This is a genomic window from Pedobacter cryoconitis (assembly GCF_001590605.1).
In the GTDB taxonomy this organism is placed as follows: domain Bacteria; phylum Bacteroidota; class Bacteroidia; order Sphingobacteriales; family Sphingobacteriaceae; genus Pedobacter; species Pedobacter cryoconitis_A.
This window is the reverse complement of record NZ_CP014504.1, coordinates 4,943,639-4,959,523: the sequence shown is the minus strand read 5'-3', so window position 1 is coordinate 4,959,523 and position 15,885 is coordinate 4,943,639. Positions and strand designations below refer to the sequence as shown.

Here is a 15,885-nt window from a genome sequence, read left to right as displayed (position 1 = left end):
TATACGCATAAACCAAAGAATCAGCCCGCTCTATTTTAATTCTTTAACGTCCTTTCAAACAGCTTAAAGATTCTTTTGTATTCATCCGTCCAGCTCGAAGGCTGTACAAATCCATGGTCTTCAACAGGATAAACAGCCAGATCCCATTTGTTTTTGCCTAATTCAATCAGGCGCTGACTCAAACGGACTATATCCTGAAACTGCACATTCTCATCCACCATCCCATGGCACATCAGTAAATCCCCTTTCAGACCTTCGGCAAAATAGATTGGAGAACTGCGCCTGTAAGCCAGTGAATCATTAGCTGGCTCGTTCAGGATATTAGAAGTATAACCATGGTTGTAATGTGCCCAGTCCGTTACCGAACGCAGTGCTGCACCAGAAGCGAAAACACCAGGCTCATTGAATAAAGCCATTAAAGTAATAAACCCACCATAAGAACCGCCATAAATACCTACATGCTGCGGATTTACCTGGTACTTCTCTACCAGCATTTTTACGCCATCTACCTGATCCGTTAAATCTTTACCACCCATATGACGGTAAATCCCTGTACGATGGTTTCTGCCATATCCGGAACTTGCTGTATAATCGATATCAATTACTGTATACCCATTATCTGCAAGCAGGTTATGGAACATATATTCCCTGGAATACTGGCTCCACCAATAATGAACATTCTGCAGATAACCCGCACCATGCACAAATACAACCGCAGGATGATTCGATGCTGGCTTTAATGCCGGATAAACCCGCGCATATATATCATCACCATACCTGTTTTTAAAAGAAACTAAATCCGGTTCTCTCCATGGATAAGCCTTAAACGCTGCAGAAGAAGATTCCGTTATCCTGATTGCTTTAGCGCCCGGCTTATTTGCCTGGATATAAAGCTCCCAGGGCTTGTTCATGTAAGAATAATTAATAGCCAGCCACTGTTCATCAGGAGATAAAGTAACTTCATTCCCCCCTTTCATGCTGGTAATTTTAACAGGAGTTCCACCATTCACGCTTACTTTATAAAAGTGCGTAATTCCAGGATGTTCTATGTTTCCGATAAAATAAAAGGTCTGTTTGTCTTTAGCTAAAGAAAGATTTTTCACTTCCCATTTTCCACTGGTTAGCTGGCGCTTAACTCCGGTAGAGACATCAGCAAGGTAAATATGTGCATAACCGCTAGCCTCACTCTGAAAATATATATGCTGATTATCTGTCCATCCCAAATTAGCTGAATTGATACCAGGCCCGCCAACCCAAGCTTCATCACGTTGTCTGTCCAGCAGGGTTAAACCACCTGTAGCTGCGTCTAACTTCAAGATCCAGCGATCTTTATTATCTTGCGATTCTGCTGTTAAAACAGCCACTGTCCCTGCTGCATTCCATATTGGTGCAGATAAATTTACTTTTCTGTCTTCATTTTTCTTTACCGCAACCTCCATTTTCTTTGGATAGTCTTTCAAGTAATCTGGCAGATCTTTAATCCCAGGGATCTTTGCAGTCTGAATTCTATAAATAGTATCCCGCTGCTGATCATAGATAAAATTATCATAAGCGGGTAAAGGCTCTCCTACTTTAGTTCTGCCTGGAATATCTTCAGTATACCCAGAGTTAGTCACAAAATTCGGAACAATCGTTTCCCTGCCTTCCTCCGCCTGAAGTTTCAACCTGTAATTGACATAACGTCCATCCGGGCTGATCACCAGATTACTCAGTTGCTGGTTCCCAAGCTCAATTGCCCTTAATGGTTTGTCATCCCCGCTCAGGCTTTTCTTTTTAGCAAGATTGAAAGCTTCCTGCTTTTTCTTGCTTTTAAGCACCTCAAAGAGTCCATCCTGTTCTGCTTTTAACCAGTTGTCTTGCGTACTTTTAACCACAGGAGTTTTGTTTTTCCCGAAAACAAAATTGGTGAGCTGTTTCAATTCCGAAGTATTCAGGTTGAGTGCATATAGATTATTTCCTTTTTGAAAAGCAATCGTCCCATCGTTTAAAAAAACAGCGTTACGTTCCGCTTCTAAAGTATTAGTTAGTCTGCGCTGCTGCTTTGTTTTGAAAGCGTACAAGAATAAATCTCCTGACTTTTCCATAAGCCCCAGACTATGGTCTTTGTTATAAGTATAATTACCTATACTTTGCTGTTCAGCGAGTTTATCTGTCGTTTTAACTGGTTTTCCAGTAGAAATGTCCACTTTATAAGACTCGTTATTGTCTTTACTTTCTGGGTTCCATTTGAAATAAATTGTTTTACTATCTCCAGACCAATGGTAATCAGATGGGGAAACCCCCAGCCATTTTTGGTCACGCATAATACTTTCTACAGTTAAAACAGGTTTTTCCTGAGCCTTTACGCTGCTGGAACCCAATAAAAATAAGAGGCAGAATTTCTTCATTAATTTAAACTTAGCCCGCAATTTATGAAAAAATATAAGCCACGGCCACTGCCACAAAAGAAGGTTTTACAAATGTTACAGGGAGCCTGCTTCAATTCAACAGGATCAACCAATCCGGACAGAAGTCATCGTTAAAGAACCACCAACGGCCTTATCATTGAAAAGTACGGCTTCTTCCTTCTCATTTTGCAAGCCCAATGTATATAACAATGGCAAATAATGTTCTGGTGTCGGAATAGCCAGCATAGCGGCTTTACCAAGGTTTTGATAAGCCATCAAAGGTTGATGTTCTTTATTCATAATCAATGACTTGAACTGCTCATTGATTTCCAGCGCCCAGTCATATCCCCCTCCGTTGATCATTTCCCAATTCATCATTCTTAAATTATGGACCATATTACCACTACCCATAATCAATACTCCTTTTCTGCGGAGCTGATATAGTTCAGCAGCCATTTCATAATGTGCTTTTGGATCTTTTGTATAATCGATACTCAATTGCAGAACAGGGATATCAGCCTTTGGAAATAGGTGCTGTAATACTGTCCATGCCCCATGATCCAGCCCCCAATCATGATCTAAAACAACGTCTGTACTGGTAATCAGCTTTGCTGTCTCTGCGGCCAGCAAAGGACTGCCCGGCGCAGGATATTCTACATCAAATAAGGCCTGCGGAAATCCACCAAAGTCATGAATCGTTTTGGGAAAATTCATTGCAGTAACAGCTGTTCCCCTGGTGAACCAGTGAGCAGAAACGACAATAACAGCTTTGGGAATGGCCATCGTACGTCCCATATCAGCCCATTTTTGACTAAATTCATTGTCTTCTATCCCATTCATTGGAGAACCATGACCAATAAACAAAACAGGCATCAGTTCATCCTGAACGGGAAGATTCCCTGTTAAATTTTTAAGCGCCGATAAGTTTGCCATAATCTTTTAGCTAAAAAAAGGGGTCATCTAAGCATTCACCTGCTTAAACAACCCCTCTTCAGTTTAAACAAGAATATTATTTAGCCTGAACGAATTCCAGGTTTAATTCAATTTTGATGTCTTTCGCTACTGCCATTCCACTTGGATCATACTTGATATTATAATCTAAACGGTTAACCGTGGTAGTAGCGTGAAAGCCTGCTCTTGTATTTGCCTGCTGATCTTTAGCTACTCCGCCATAAACAACGTTAAATTTCACGTCTTTCGTTACGTCGCGGATAGTCAGTTTACCAGCAAGTTCATAATTATTATCTTTCAATTTCTTAAAAGACGAACCCACAAAAGTCATGGTTGGATATTTTTCCGCATTGAAGAAATCGTCTGTTTTCAAATGATTATCTCTCATTTCAACACCAGTAGTAACGCTGTTTACAGCTACAGTAAAGTTGATTTTAGCATCTGTTAAATCTGGTTTAGCTGCATCGATTGTGCCTTCAAATTTCTTGAATGACCCATTTACAAAGGAGATCCCCAAATGTTTAACTTCAAAATTAATAAAGGTATGCATCGGGTCTACAGACCACTTTGTTTGTGCAAATGATGCTGTGCTGATGGAAGCGACAAGCAAAAATAAAAATATCTTTTTCATAAATTTGTGTTTTAAATAACTCTGCAAACATATAGGGAATTATGGCAAAAACCCTTGATGTATGATAAGAAATATTAGTTCTTTTCAAGCGTATCTTTCACAGTACCACAGTCATACATTTGGCTCCCATAATAAGGATTCTGGATTTCTTTGACTTCATTCAGCCAGCTGAATTTACCCATTGGACAATATTGAACGAAAGCTTCCTGAGTATTCAACTTCAATTCTTTGGCTAATTTAATAAACGCAATACTGATTCCTTCAAAGCTTTTGCGTTGATTTTTCAGGTCATTACTTTTGCTTAACTCCAATGCTTTTTGCTGAATTACAGCCGATTCAGACATCCATAATAAGTGTTGTTTAGTCTCCTTAAATCCTTTATGCGGGACTTCTTTGACCGCAGTTTGTAAGGCCAGTGCTAATTTTGGAGCTTCCTCCGATTTATCCGTCGCCAATGCATTCTTTAAAGCATAATAGCTTTTTAAACTCTGGTTAAATTTACCAGATACGTCAGCTTTCTGCGCAAGGGCAGGTTGTACCAATGTCCCTAAAAATAGAGCTAAACCTAAAATTACTGTTTTCATATTTTTATTTTAAAACGTTAAAGAAATTAAACTCTGCACGGACCAGGTACATGTTTTTATTATATCTGCCAGCCATATCTCCTGCTACCTGGAATCTGTATCCCAGATCTATACGTGTCCTGCTATTCAGGATAACCTGTAAAGCGGGTGCAAGATCGAGGTAAGACCTCCCATTTGCCGGATTTGTTTTACCCAGCATTTCAAAGTAAACATTGAAATTCGGCTGATTGTAGTTTTTATAGACGAATGGAAGGACCAGGTATCCTGAAGATAAACTATAGCCAATCATCTGATCAGGCTGTAAGGTTCCCGCTACCCGCTGACTTTCCACATCAAAAGCTTTGGTATAGCTTACTGTACCCGATAAAGCTAGTTTATGAAGTAGCTGAGTCACAACTAAACCACCCTGAACCCCGCTGTTATCGCCTTCCAGATTGATGTCTTCTGTATAAGTTGGCCGCTTACTGGTACTTACCCTGCCGAATACCGCAGCGCGTAAATGCCGCTGCGTATCATCGATAGAAAGGAAACGATATTTTGCATAAATACTCCCTCCTTCCAGCCTGTATTTACCATCCATATCAGAAAAGAATCCCTGGAAGTGTGTCATCAGGTTTTTATTAAAGCTAAACATCACTTCGGGCATGGTTCTGTTTCCACCACCATTAAAGATTCCCTCATTGGTGATCCTGACCCCAATAGATTTGGCAGCCATGTTACTTGCCGGCTCTGTAAAGACATATAATTCTTGCGCACCCGCACCCAAGCTCCCGCCCAGCAGAAAAATTACTGCTGCTAATTGAATAAACTTCATTCTTGTGCTTAAATACTTAAATGAAAAATACGGGTTTCTTTACCCTGAACAACACCTTTTCCTTTAAGATAGGTTTCAGATTTTAATTCAGCAGCTTGTTTCTTAAATGCAGACGAAGTGATAAAATCCTTATCCATGATACGCGCGATAACCGGGCCGTCAAGGGTTTTACTTTTCGCATTGATGAATTGGAAAACAGCACCATCAAGTTCAGCAAGTCCTGCAGCATCAACTTGTGTATTTTTGAAATTAATTGTAGCGGAAAGATCTCCTATTGAGAACCCTGCATCCTGAACTTTATCTCTGATCTCATCCAGGTTTACTTTCTGATCAGCTTTAAAAGTAAGGACGAAAACATTTCTATTCAGATCTGGTGACACAGTCTCAATAAACCCAAGGCTTTTTAAAGACGTTTCTGTAGCTCTTGAACACATAGAGCAAGTTAAACCGTTAACCTGTAGTTCAGCTTTAGAAATTTGTTGTGCGAAGGTATTTCCGCTTATAAATAAGCAGAATATAAGGGTGAAATATTTAATCGTTTTCATAATGAAATTGTTGTAAGCCCGCCTGAATATTAAAAAACAAGGGACTAATGATTTGAAATAAATGAATACAAAGAGGCAATGGCGAATGAAAATCCGCAATTACATTTAATTTATTCCTGGTCTAATTTCTGAAAACGCAGTTGTAGGCATGCAGGGCGACCCGCGCGGATAAAGGAGGGGCTTCCTCTTTAATTTTAGTGAATAGCTGAGGTAAAACAAAGGACAGCAGTTCTGAAATATAAGAAGAGATTAATACCGGAAGACTATGGTTCTTAGGAAGATCAATTTTGAGACCTGTCTGATGACTGTCTTTGATTTTCGCATCAACCTTTGTGTTTTTACAGCAGGAATCTTCTTTTTTAACCGATTTTTCTGCCTCATTACAGCCACCACAATGGGCAACTTCCGTCAAATGAATCCCAGACAGCTCACCCCCGCAAAAATGCAGGCTCAGGGCAACACCAATTACGGTAATCAGGTAAAAGGCACATAATCCTAAAGCTATCCTTTGTTTTAGTTTCATTTATGTATAAATAGTATCAATTATCAAACTTAAGTATAAATTTTTAAAAACGAAAAACACAGCCAGTTAGCAACAGAAAGATTACAAGATTATGCCATACCAGTTTTTAAAAGTAGAATTCTGTCTTAACTTAGCCAAAAATACCTACCAGATGAAGCCATTCTTTACCTTTTTGCTCCTGCTTTGCTTAAATTCTGTTTTCGCTTCCGGGCCAAAACATCAGTATCTAAAGATAACAACAGCACAGGGCGAATGTATTATTATGCTATACAATAAAACCCCGCAGCACCGGGATAATATTGTTAAACTGGTCAAAAAGGGTTTCTATGATGGTACACTCTTCCATCGGGTCATTCATTCATTTATGATTCAGGGAGGTGATCCGGACTCTAAAAATGCTCCGGCAGGTAAGCAATTAGGGGATGGAGATGTGGGTTATACTGTACCTGCCGAATTCCGCGATAGCCTGTTTCATAAAAAAGGAGTATTGGCTGCGGCAAGAGATGATAACCCACTGATGGCATCCAGCGGCTGCCAGTTTTACCTGGTACAGGGAAAGAAATTCACCGATGCACAACTGGATAGTATGGAGGTTAAGCGTTTAAAATTTAAAATCCCGCAATGGGAACGCGAAATTTATAAGAGTAAAGGCGGTGTACCTCATCTGGATAAGCGCTATACTGTTTATGGCGAAGTTGTAAGCGGATTACCGCTGATTGATACAATCTCGGCCGTGAAAACAGATTCCAATGACCGCCCTTTAGCAGATGTAAAAATGACGGTCACACTTTTGAAAAAAAGAAAAGCGCGTAAGCTGGAAAAAGAGATGAAAAAATCAGGAGGTGATGAAGTCATCTTTCTGCTGAACCAATAAAATATTTAAAAAAAAACAGAAACTACAATGAAGATACTTTCTTACAACGTGAACGGAATCCGTGCTGCCTCTACAAAAAACTTTGTAGGCTGGCTGCAATCAACGGATGCAGATATGATCTGTCTTCAGGAAGTGAAAGCCCTTCCTTCTCAAATTCCGGAGATCATTGGTTTAATTGAGAACCTTGGCTATCACCATTACTGGTTTGCTGCAGAAAAAAAGGGCTACAGCGGAGTCGCCATATTTTCAAAAATCAAACCTAATCACGTTGAATATGGATGTGGGGAAGAATGGATAGATAAAGAAGGACGCATTTTAAGGGCCGATTTTGATACTTTCTCTTTAATGAGCGTATATCTTCCATCCGGATCATCCGGAGACGAGAGACAGGTTAAAAAGTATGAATTCATGGCCTATTTTGAGAAGTATATCACCAAACTCCGCGAAACTTATCCAAATCTGATCATTTCGGGTGATTATAACATCTGTCATACCGCAATTGATATCCATAATCCTAAATCCAACGCGAATTCATCCGGCTTCCTGCCTCAGGAAAGAGAGTGGATGGGTTTATTCCTGGAAGCAGGTTTTATTGATACTTTCAGACACCTGAACAAAGATCCTCATCATTACACATGGTGGAGCTACAGAGCAGGTTCAAGAGGTAAGAACCTGGGTTGGCGTATCGATTATCATTTGGCTACGCAACCTATGCTAGAGCGGATTAAAGACGTTAAAATCTTATCTGATGCCATACACTCTGACCATTGTCCAATCTTATTGGAACTTACGTCATAATTACTGATTGCCTGATCAAATTCCTGACAGGATTTAATCTTTAAAATAAATCACCTGATCTGGTGTAATACAAAGATCCAGACGAATATCGTTCTCGTGGGTATCATCGATGATACCCACGCTTTTGAAAAAAGATAAGCCCACTTTAAGGGTGCCTCTTCCTTCTAAAAACCGGTCGTAGAATCCTTTGCCATATCCAACACGATAACCTCTGTCATCAAATGCCAGTAGAGGCACAATAACCAGGTCTATATCACCTGTGTACTCTTCTTCGTTAACTGGCTCCAAAATATTAAAAGAACTCTTTAAAAGCTCTTGTTCGCCTTTATAATGATGATGTGTCATTAAAGACGTTTTAAAATCTGCGCGGGGCACAATTATATTTAACTGCGGATGATGTTTTTTGAGCCACTCAATAAATAAAAAGGTATCTGGTTCATTCTTTTCGACAATCGGAAGGAAAATATGAAGTGTTTTTACTGCACTCAGGTCAAGCGTAGTGAACTGTTCAAGTAATTTCTCACTCAGCTCATAAGCCTGTTCCGGGCTAAGTTCTTTCCTTTTTTTAGTCTCCTGTTTCCTGATTTCTGATTTATTCATCTTTTAATAACACTATGTCCTGCAAGTTAGAAATCCTTCGGAAATCTGTCTGTCAGCTCCAATAAAAAAGGGATCAATTCATAAACTTGTGGATTAGGGATTAAATTTCAAGTTTTGGGTTTGATATTTTTTGAGTTCAAAGCAGCTGGTTACGATTCTTTAATAAGCTAATTACTTCCTGATTTTATAGTTCAATTTATCAGTATTAACGCTCCTGATTACTTTGATAAGAGATCGGTCAACGCTTCAGCGGAATTCTTAGGGGGAGGAAAGATCCTGATTTTTCCAGGCTTGCCACTTTGACGAAAGTTCTCTGATGTCTTTTCGGTTTCCCTTGATTGTTTCATTATGCCCAGTAGAGAACTTTTGAAACAACCTGTACGCCAAACTGCTGCTTTAAAAATGAAATCGTCCAGGATTCCCTTTGAAAATTTACCCGTTAAACTTCCCATAATAAATAAATGCTTTTCCACCAATGTAAGCTATTCGCGTTGAAGATTATCCTGATGCGTAAAAAATGTCCGTAATTGTCCGCAGCTGTCTGCAATTGTCCGCAGTTGTCCGCAGTTGTCCGTGGGTTAGTCCAATGGAAAATTATAATTTCATTAATATTCAACTAGTTATGGTTTGGTTGTGCCTGAGTGGTGGTCGGGATAACACCAGGTTGAGAACGGGCTTTAACTATGGCAAGTCCAAGTCATTTCAACTAGTTGTTTTGACTTGGACTTGCCATGCTCTCGCGTTACTTTAGCACTGCTCTTACCCTAACGAGTACCCGACCAGTACTCGGACAGTACCCGGCCGATATAGCTTTATTATTTAGCTATTTTGAATTTATTTACGAACAGCCCGGCCTTGTTTCGTCTGGGTCATTCCCCTATAAATTGAAAGCTTTCAGCGCAACTTCCACAGGCATAAGCGCATCCGTGACAGCAAAGACATTCTGTTTAGCGTGTCAAAATTTATGCTTAAAAAGAGCCTGCTCCAAAAGTTGATGACTTGATCCCTTTATTCTGACAACAATAACCAGATCTGACCAGCCCCTCCAAAATAAAAAAGTCTCTAAAAAAATATGGCTTCGGGAACCACTCCGAAGCCAAAATCAACCTAAACCTAAAACTAAACTATGAAAATTCTTATTTTACTCTTTCTATATATTCACCTGTACGTGTATCAACCTTAACTTTATCGCCTTGATTGATAAACATTGGCACTTTTATTTCAACGTCTGCTCCAACGGTCGCATATTTCAATGCACTTGTTGAAGTGTCCCCTTTAACAGCGGGCTCTGTGTAAGTAACCTCCAGCTCAACATGCTGGGGAGTTTGTGCCGAAATCGGCTCTTCACTCTCGAATGCTATTACAACATTCATGCCTTCTTTTAAGAATTTAATCTGGTCCCCAAATAATGATTTTGGGATGTTAAATTGTTCAAAAGAACTGTTATCCATAACAACGAGGAATTCTCCATCTTCGTATAAATATTGATAATCATTTGTCTCTACCCGGCATATCGTTACCTCTTCATCTGTGCGGAACCTATACTCGACTAATTTGCCGCTTTTAATGTTCCTCATTCTTGCCTGGTAAAAAGCTCTTAAATTTCCAGGAGTCCGGTGTAGAAACTCTTCTACTACAATTAATTCTCCATTGAAACGAAGAATATTACCGCTTTTCACTTCTGATGCTTTTGCCATTTTTTTCTGAAATTCATTGCCCTACCAGCAGCGCTATTTCGTGCCGCAAAGGTAAAAACAATTTCTGGTTCTACAATAGTAATTTTAAATAATACAAATAAGGCCAATTTTTAGTCTATTTCTTGACAATAGCCTTGCAATTCACTACGTTTTGCTTTATTTATAGTCAGTTATCTTTATAAAATTATCGCAAAAAGAATACTCGATTTCCTGATTGGAGCCGATCACCACAAGCTTATCAGCAGTAAAATCCCGGATCAGCTCGTGATACCACTTGATTCCCTGTTGATCCAGGTTTGAAGTTGGCTCATCCAATAGCAGCAGGGGTGTATCAGTGCAGCAAGCTAAAGCCAGCTTGGTCCGCTGTTTCATACCTGAAGAAAAATACTTTAAAGCTTTATCCTGAGCTTTCCTCAACCCTAACAGATCCATCACCTGTGCCGCAGTGACACCGGGATAAAAACGCTTGAATTTAAAATGGAAATCAATGGTCTCCTGCAAAGTAAACTCTTCTACTAAATCCAGGTAAGGTGCAGCAAAACTTACTTGCTTGTACACTTTTTCTATTGGGATGATGTTAGTATCATCTGCATAAGTAATCGTGCCTTCAGAAGGCTCCAGACTACCCAGAATTACACTTAATAAAGTCGACTTACCGGAACCATTTGGCCCCAGAATAGCATATTTGCCGGCAGCAGCAAATCCATAAGTGAAATTTCTGAATATCCACTCCTGGTTAAACCTTCTGCCGGCATCTTTTAAATCGATCTTCATTCAAATGACTTAGCTACCTGATCCAAAACCCTTCATCACGCCTCTGTTTGAATTTCTGATAAAATCAACAATTTCATCACGAATTTCAGTCGGTGCGAATTCAGCCTCTATCTTATCCAGAGCTTTGGTCACATTATTATGCTTTACAAACAATACCCTGTAGATTTCCTGTATCTCATTGATCTTCTCTGAAGAAAACCCACGTCTTCTTAAGCCAACAGAATTAATCCCTGCGTACGATAAAGGCTCTCTTGCAGCTTTAACATAAGGCGGAACATCTTTCCTTACCAGTGAACCACCGGTAATGAACGCATGCGCTCCTACATTAACGAACTGATGTATGGCAACTAAACCAGCCAGAACCACATAATCACCAATAGTGATATGGCCTGCCAGCGTGGTACTGTTAGAGAAAATACAATTATTACCCACCTCACAATCATGCGCAATGTGTGAATAAGCCTGAATCAGGCAATTGCTTCCAATTACAGTCTTCCATTTATCTTTTGTTCCGCGGTTAATTGTTACACACTCCCTGATCGTGGTATTATCCCCGATTTCGGCAGTAGTGACTTCACCTGCGAATTTTAAATCCTGAGGGACTCCTGAGATTACAGAACCAGGGAAAATCCTGCAGTTCTTTCCTATCCTTGCGCCGTCCATGATTACCACATTAGAGGCAATCCATGTTCCTTCCCCAATGACAACGTCTTTATGTATAACAGAAAAAGGTTCTATAACCACATTGTCTGCTATGATCGCATCAGGATGTATATATGCTAATGGTTGTATCATGATACGCGTTCGCTATCTTTAACTTTTGAAATTTGGGCCATCATCTCTGCCTCTACTACTATTTTCTCTCCTACCATGCCCACGCCTTTCATCTGTGCAATACCTCTGCGGATTGGCTCCATCAAATCACATCTGAAAACGATCGTATCACCGGGCAATACTTGCGCCCTGAATCTTACTTTATCAATTTTAAGGAAATAAGTAAGATAGTTTCTTGGATCAGGAACAGTACTTAATACTAAAACACCACCTGTTTGTGCCATTGCCTCAATCTGGATTACACCCGGTAAAACTGGTGCACCCGGAAAATGTCCTTTGAAAAACTCTTCATTCATCGTGACATTTTTCACCCCAACTACGTGTGTTTTTGACAATTCAAGGATTTTATCGATAAACAAAAACGGTTGTCTGTGCGGTAAAATATCCATGATCTGCATCACATCATAAAGTGGCTTTACTGATGGATCATAAACATGCTGAACTTTCTTGTTTTTTTCTTTTTTGATTGCTGCTTTGATTTTTTTCGCAAATGCAATATTTGCTGCATGTCCTGGTCTTGCAGCCATGATATGCCCTTTAATATGCATTCCGACAAGCGCAAGGTCACCAATCATATCTAACAATTTGTGTCTTGCAGGCTCATTCTGGTAACGCAGCTCCATATTGTTCAGAATACCCTGTGGAGCCACTTCTATCTTCTCTCTGTTGAATATTTTAGCCAGGTGATCTAATTCATCACGCGTAACCTCTTTGTCAACAATAACGATTGCATTATTTAAATCACCACCTTTAATCAGGTTGTTCTGTAATTGATACTCCAGTTCATGCAGGAAACAGAAAGTACGGCACGAGGCAATCGCACTTTTAAACTCTGCAATCGTAGAAATTACAGCGTGCTGACTGCCTAAAACAGGAGAGTTATAATCAATCATACAAGTAAACCTGTAATCTTCAAGTGGCATAGCCACGATCTCAACCTTACGTTCAGCATCAGTATACGTAATGTTATGCGGAATCTGGAAATATTCACGGTCGATACTTTGCTGTACCAAACCTACACTTTCCAGCGCCTCAACGAAAAGGATCGCGCTTCCATCCATAATCGGAGTTTCAGGGCCATCCAGCTTCATTAATATATTATCAAGGTCCATCCCAACCAAAGAAGCCATTACATGCTCCACCGTGCTGATACTCGCTCCGTTTTGCGTAATTGTTGTGCCTCTTGCAGTATCTGTTACATTGTCACAGTCTGCATCGATGATTGGTTGACCTGGTAAATCAGTCCTTTGAAATTTAAACCCGTGGTTTTCCGGAGCCGGACAAAAAGTTAAAGTGACACTGGCACCTGTATGCAAGCCTACTCCATGTACAGAAACTTCGCTTTTTATGGTTTTTTGTTTAACGTTCATTATTGTTTTGTGTGGTACTAATTATACTATGACTGGAGTTTTGCTGTAATTTCAGCCTCTAATTTTGTAATCCGTTTTTCTATTCCTGGCAAATGTTTAAACAACACAGAGGCGCGCATCCAATCTCTGAGCGGCTGCGCAGGTGTGCCATGCCATTGTTTATTCTCTTCTGTAATGTTGGAATTAATCCCTGCCTGCGCACCAATTTGTGTGCCCCTGGCCAATGATAAATGCCCCGCAATTCCAACCTGGCCGCCAACAACTGACCTTTCACCTACCTTACTGCTTCCGGAAACTCCTGCCTGGGCAGCAACAACCGTATGCTCTCCAATCTCAACATTGTGTGCAATCTGAATCAGGTTATCCAGTTTTGAGCCTTTTCTAATGAAAGTAGAACCCATTGTTGCTCTGTCAATTGCAGTATTTGCACCGATTTCAACATCGTTTTCAATCACAACATTTCCTATCTGGGCAATTTTTGTATAAGTGCCATCCGGCTGAGGGGCAAATCCAAATCCATCACTGCCAATTACTGTATTAGAATGGATAATGACCCCATTTCCAATCACAGAACGGTTATAGATTTTAACTCCTGGATGAAAAGTACACCCCGAGCCAATTTTTGAATCTGTTCCTATATGTATCTGTTGTAAAATCTTTGTATGGTCTCCAATCTCCACATTGGCATCAATATAAGAGAAAGCTCCTATAAACACATTTTTGCCGATTTTTGCTGAAGGATGAACAAAAGAAGGCTGTTCTATGCCCGTTTTTTGAGCAGTATCATTTAAGGCCTCATTATACTTTTCCAGTAAAACAGAAAAAGCACTATATGGATCCTTCACCTTCACCAGCGTACAGCTGATAGGTTGTGAAGGGACAAAATCTAACCCAACGATAACGACAGATGCGTTCGTTGAATAGATGAAGTTCTCGTATTTCCGGTTAGATAGAAAACATAAGGCCCCTTTTTTTCCTTCTTCTATTTTAGAAAGCTCTGATACTGTGATAGTTTCATCGCCTTCAACTGTTCCACTTAAAAAGTCGCTTATCTGCTTGGCAGTAAATTGCATTCTACAAAGTTAAATGTTAAATTGATATGAACAAATTATCCCAACTCCCTATTTTATCAGCCACTTGACCATTTCAATGCTCCTGTATAATCGGATAAAAAACGGGATAATAATTGGATTATTTTGTTAAATAATGCTAAATAATTCTTGGATAGCAAAGTATATGCTTTCTAACTGTCCTGTCGAGCGATTCCAGGTTAGATAAATCGGATGCTTTTGCAATATCTGTTGTTGTATTATTTTTCATTAATATGTTAATTGTGCTGTTTCCGCCCCCTGTATTATAGGCCCTGTTGCTGATTACATCCGTAAAAACAAAGTAAGATACCTCATTCTGATCAATTCCGAGACTAAAGGCACTATTTTCGCTAATCAGAGAAACCCTGCCTGGATCAGGTAAGTCATTGGTTATCTCAATCTTATACAAATTGCGGTTCACCAGCATATTACATAATAACGAAAGAATCCTGTCCTGATTTCCGCACCAGACTTTAACTGAAGCAAAAATATCCTGATCATCCAGTTTTGCAAATTGTAGTAAGTGTACATCCGTTTCAAAAAACTCCTTTTGAGAAATCTCATTCTTCAGGAAATGTTGCAATGCTGGTGTAGCAAATAAGTCCGCTCCCTTTACAGCAAGCTCTTTTGCCCGTTTTAAAATCTTTACCAGCAGCATTTCTCCTGCGATAACTGTTTTATGCAAATAGACCTGCCAGTACATTAATCGTCTTGCAATCAAGAATTTCTCAATAGAATAAATACCCTTCTCCTCAATAACCAACTGATCATCAGCAATGTTAAACATCTTGATAATCCGGTCAAAGCTGATTACACCTTCACTCACACCTGTAAAGAAACTATCCCTGTTTAAATAATCCATTCTGTCCAGATCCAGCTGACTTGAAATCAGCTGATGCAGAAATTTCTTTGGATACACTCCTTTAAATATAGCGATGGCAGTATTTAATTTTCCCTCGAACTCCATATTCAGGCGCTCCATCATCAGAATGGAAATATCTTCATGCTGAATTCCCTTCACCAGCGAATATTCCAGTGCATGAGAAAATGGCCCGTGACCGATATCATGGAGCAATATAGCTATCGTTGCCCCCTCTTCTTCTTCTTTAGTAATGTCGTGACCCTTACTGCGTAAGATATCAATAGCCAGGCACATCAGGTGCATTGCACCAAGTGCGTGGTGAAAACGCGTATGCAAAGCTCCCGGATAAACCAGGTGTGTCATCCCTAATTGTTTAATATAGCGTAAACGCTGAAAAAAGGGATGCGAGATCAGGTCAAAGATCAATTCTGAGGGTATATTGATAAATCCATATACCGGGTCATTTATTATTTTCTTTTTATTCAATCTTGGCAAAATAAATTATACGGTACAAAAATTGCTATTTTTATCCGTACTTAAGAAAGAGATA

17 protein-coding genes are annotated in these 15,885 nt (G+C 39.7%); 2 read left to right on the top strand and 15 right to left on the bottom strand.

The genetic code is table 11. The features are described 5' to 3' along the window. Positions 1–35 precede the first annotated feature (35 nt). The 7 genes from AY601_RS20945 to AY601_RS20915 form a co-directional block, all read right to left on the bottom strand. Positions 36–2,387 carry a S9 family peptidase gene (locus AY601_RS20945; protein ID WP_068404769.1) on the bottom strand — a complete coding sequence of 784 codons (2,352 nt, stop codon included), beginning with the start codon at positions 2,385–2,387 and terminating at the stop codon, positions 36–38. A gap of 105 nt (positions 2,388–2,492) precedes the next feature. Further along, positions 2,493–3,320, bottom strand: a complete 828-nt coding sequence (ygiD, locus tag AY601_RS20940; RefSeq protein WP_068404768.1) for a 4,5-DOPA dioxygenase extradiol — start codon at positions 3,318–3,320, stop codon at positions 2,493–2,495. Positions 3,321–3,396: 76 nt separating this feature from the next. Continuing rightward, positions 3,397–3,969, bottom strand: coding sequence for a YceI family protein (locus AY601_RS20935; protein ID WP_068404766.1), 573 nt, complete (start codon positions 3,967–3,969; stop codon positions 3,397–3,399). Positions 3,970–4,043: 74 nt separating this feature from the next. Beyond that, positions 4,044–4,553, bottom strand: a complete 510-nt coding sequence (locus AY601_RS20930; RefSeq protein WP_068404764.1) for a DUF3347 domain-containing protein — start codon at positions 4,551–4,553, stop codon at positions 4,044–4,046. 4 nt (positions 4,554–4,557) lie between these two features. After that, positions 4,558–5,367, bottom strand: coding sequence for a hypothetical protein (locus tag AY601_RS20925; RefSeq protein ID WP_068404762.1), 810 nt, complete (start codon positions 5,365–5,367; stop codon positions 4,558–4,560). A gap of 8 nt (positions 5,368–5,375) precedes the next feature. Next, positions 5,376–5,912 (bottom strand): heavy-metal-associated domain-containing protein, encoded by a 537-nt coding sequence (locus AY601_RS20920; RefSeq protein ID WP_068404760.1) that lies wholly within the window; start codon positions 5,910–5,912, stop codon positions 5,376–5,378. A 121-nt stretch (positions 5,913–6,033) separates the two neighbouring features. Beyond that, positions 6,034–6,435 carry an HYC_CC_PP family protein gene (locus AY601_RS20915; RefSeq protein ID WP_068404758.1) on the bottom strand — a complete coding sequence of 134 codons (402 nt, stop codon included), beginning with the start codon at positions 6,433–6,435 and terminating at the stop codon, positions 6,034–6,036. A 151-nt stretch (positions 6,436–6,586) separates the two neighbouring features. Here AY601_RS20915 and AY601_RS20910 point away from each other — a divergent pair, with 151 nt between their 5' ends. Both AY601_RS20910 and AY601_RS20905 read left to right on the top strand, forming a co-directional pair. After that, positions 6,587–7,309, top strand: coding sequence for a peptidylprolyl isomerase (locus AY601_RS20910; RefSeq protein ID WP_068407783.1), 723 nt, complete (start codon positions 6,587–6,589; stop codon positions 7,307–7,309). A 27-nt stretch (positions 7,310–7,336) separates the two neighbouring features. Then, positions 7,337–8,107 carry an exodeoxyribonuclease III gene (locus tag AY601_RS20905; RefSeq protein ID WP_068404756.1) on the top strand — a complete coding sequence of 257 codons (771 nt, stop codon included), beginning with the start codon at positions 7,337–7,339 and terminating at the stop codon, positions 8,105–8,107. A gap of 33 nt (positions 8,108–8,140) precedes the next feature. Here AY601_RS20905 and AY601_RS20900 read toward each other — a convergent pair whose 3' ends face one another. From AY601_RS20900 to AY601_RS20865, 8 genes are all read right to left on the bottom strand, one after another. Next, positions 8,141–8,707, bottom strand: a complete 567-nt coding sequence (locus tag AY601_RS20900) for a 5-formyltetrahydrofolate cyclo-ligase (RefSeq protein ID WP_068404755.1) — start codon at positions 8,705–8,707, stop codon at positions 8,141–8,143. Positions 8,708–8,925: 218 nt separating this feature from the next. Continuing rightward, the gene (locus tag AY601_RS20895) at positions 8,926–9,159 is read right to left on the bottom strand and encodes a hypothetical protein (RefSeq protein ID WP_068404753.1); all 234 of its coding nucleotides are present in this window, start codon (positions 9,157–9,159) and stop codon (positions 8,926–8,928) included. A gap of 684 nt (positions 9,160–9,843) precedes the next feature. Then, positions 9,844–10,404 (bottom strand): elongation factor P, encoded by a 561-nt coding sequence (efp, locus tag AY601_RS20890; RefSeq protein WP_068404751.1) that lies wholly within the window; start codon positions 10,402–10,404, stop codon positions 9,844–9,846. A gap of 156 nt (positions 10,405–10,560) precedes the next feature. After that, the gene (locus tag AY601_RS20885; RefSeq protein ID WP_068404749.1) at positions 10,561–11,178 is read right to left on the bottom strand and encodes an ABC transporter ATP-binding protein; all 618 of its coding nucleotides are present in this window, start codon (positions 11,176–11,178) and stop codon (positions 10,561–10,563) included. 9 nt (positions 11,179–11,187) lie between these two features. Further along, the gene (lpxA, locus tag AY601_RS20880; protein ID WP_068404747.1) at positions 11,188–11,973 is read right to left on the bottom strand and encodes an acyl-ACP--UDP-N-acetylglucosamine O-acyltransferase; all 786 of its coding nucleotides are present in this window, start codon (positions 11,971–11,973) and stop codon (positions 11,188–11,190) included. Next, entirely contained in the window at positions 11,970–13,382 is a 1,413-nt protein-coding gene (locus AY601_RS20875; protein ID WP_068404745.1) for a bifunctional UDP-3-O-[3-hydroxymyristoyl] N-acetylglucosamine deacetylase/3-hydroxyacyl-ACP dehydratase, read from the bottom strand. Before AY601_RS20875 ends, lpxA begins: the two co-directional genes overlap by 4 nt. A 26-nt stretch (positions 13,383–13,408) precedes the next feature. Beyond that, complete coding sequence (gene lpxD, locus AY601_RS20870) at positions 13,409–14,455, bottom strand: UDP-3-O-(3-hydroxymyristoyl)glucosamine N-acyltransferase (protein WP_068404743.1); 1,047 nt, start codon at positions 14,453–14,455, stop codon at positions 13,409–13,411. Positions 14,456–14,591: 136 nt separating this feature from the next. After that, the gene (locus tag AY601_RS20865) at positions 14,592–15,821 is read right to left on the bottom strand and encodes an HD domain-containing protein (protein ID WP_068404741.1); all 1,230 of its coding nucleotides are present in this window, start codon (positions 15,819–15,821) and stop codon (positions 14,592–14,594) included. Positions 15,822–15,885: the final 64 nt, after the last annotated feature.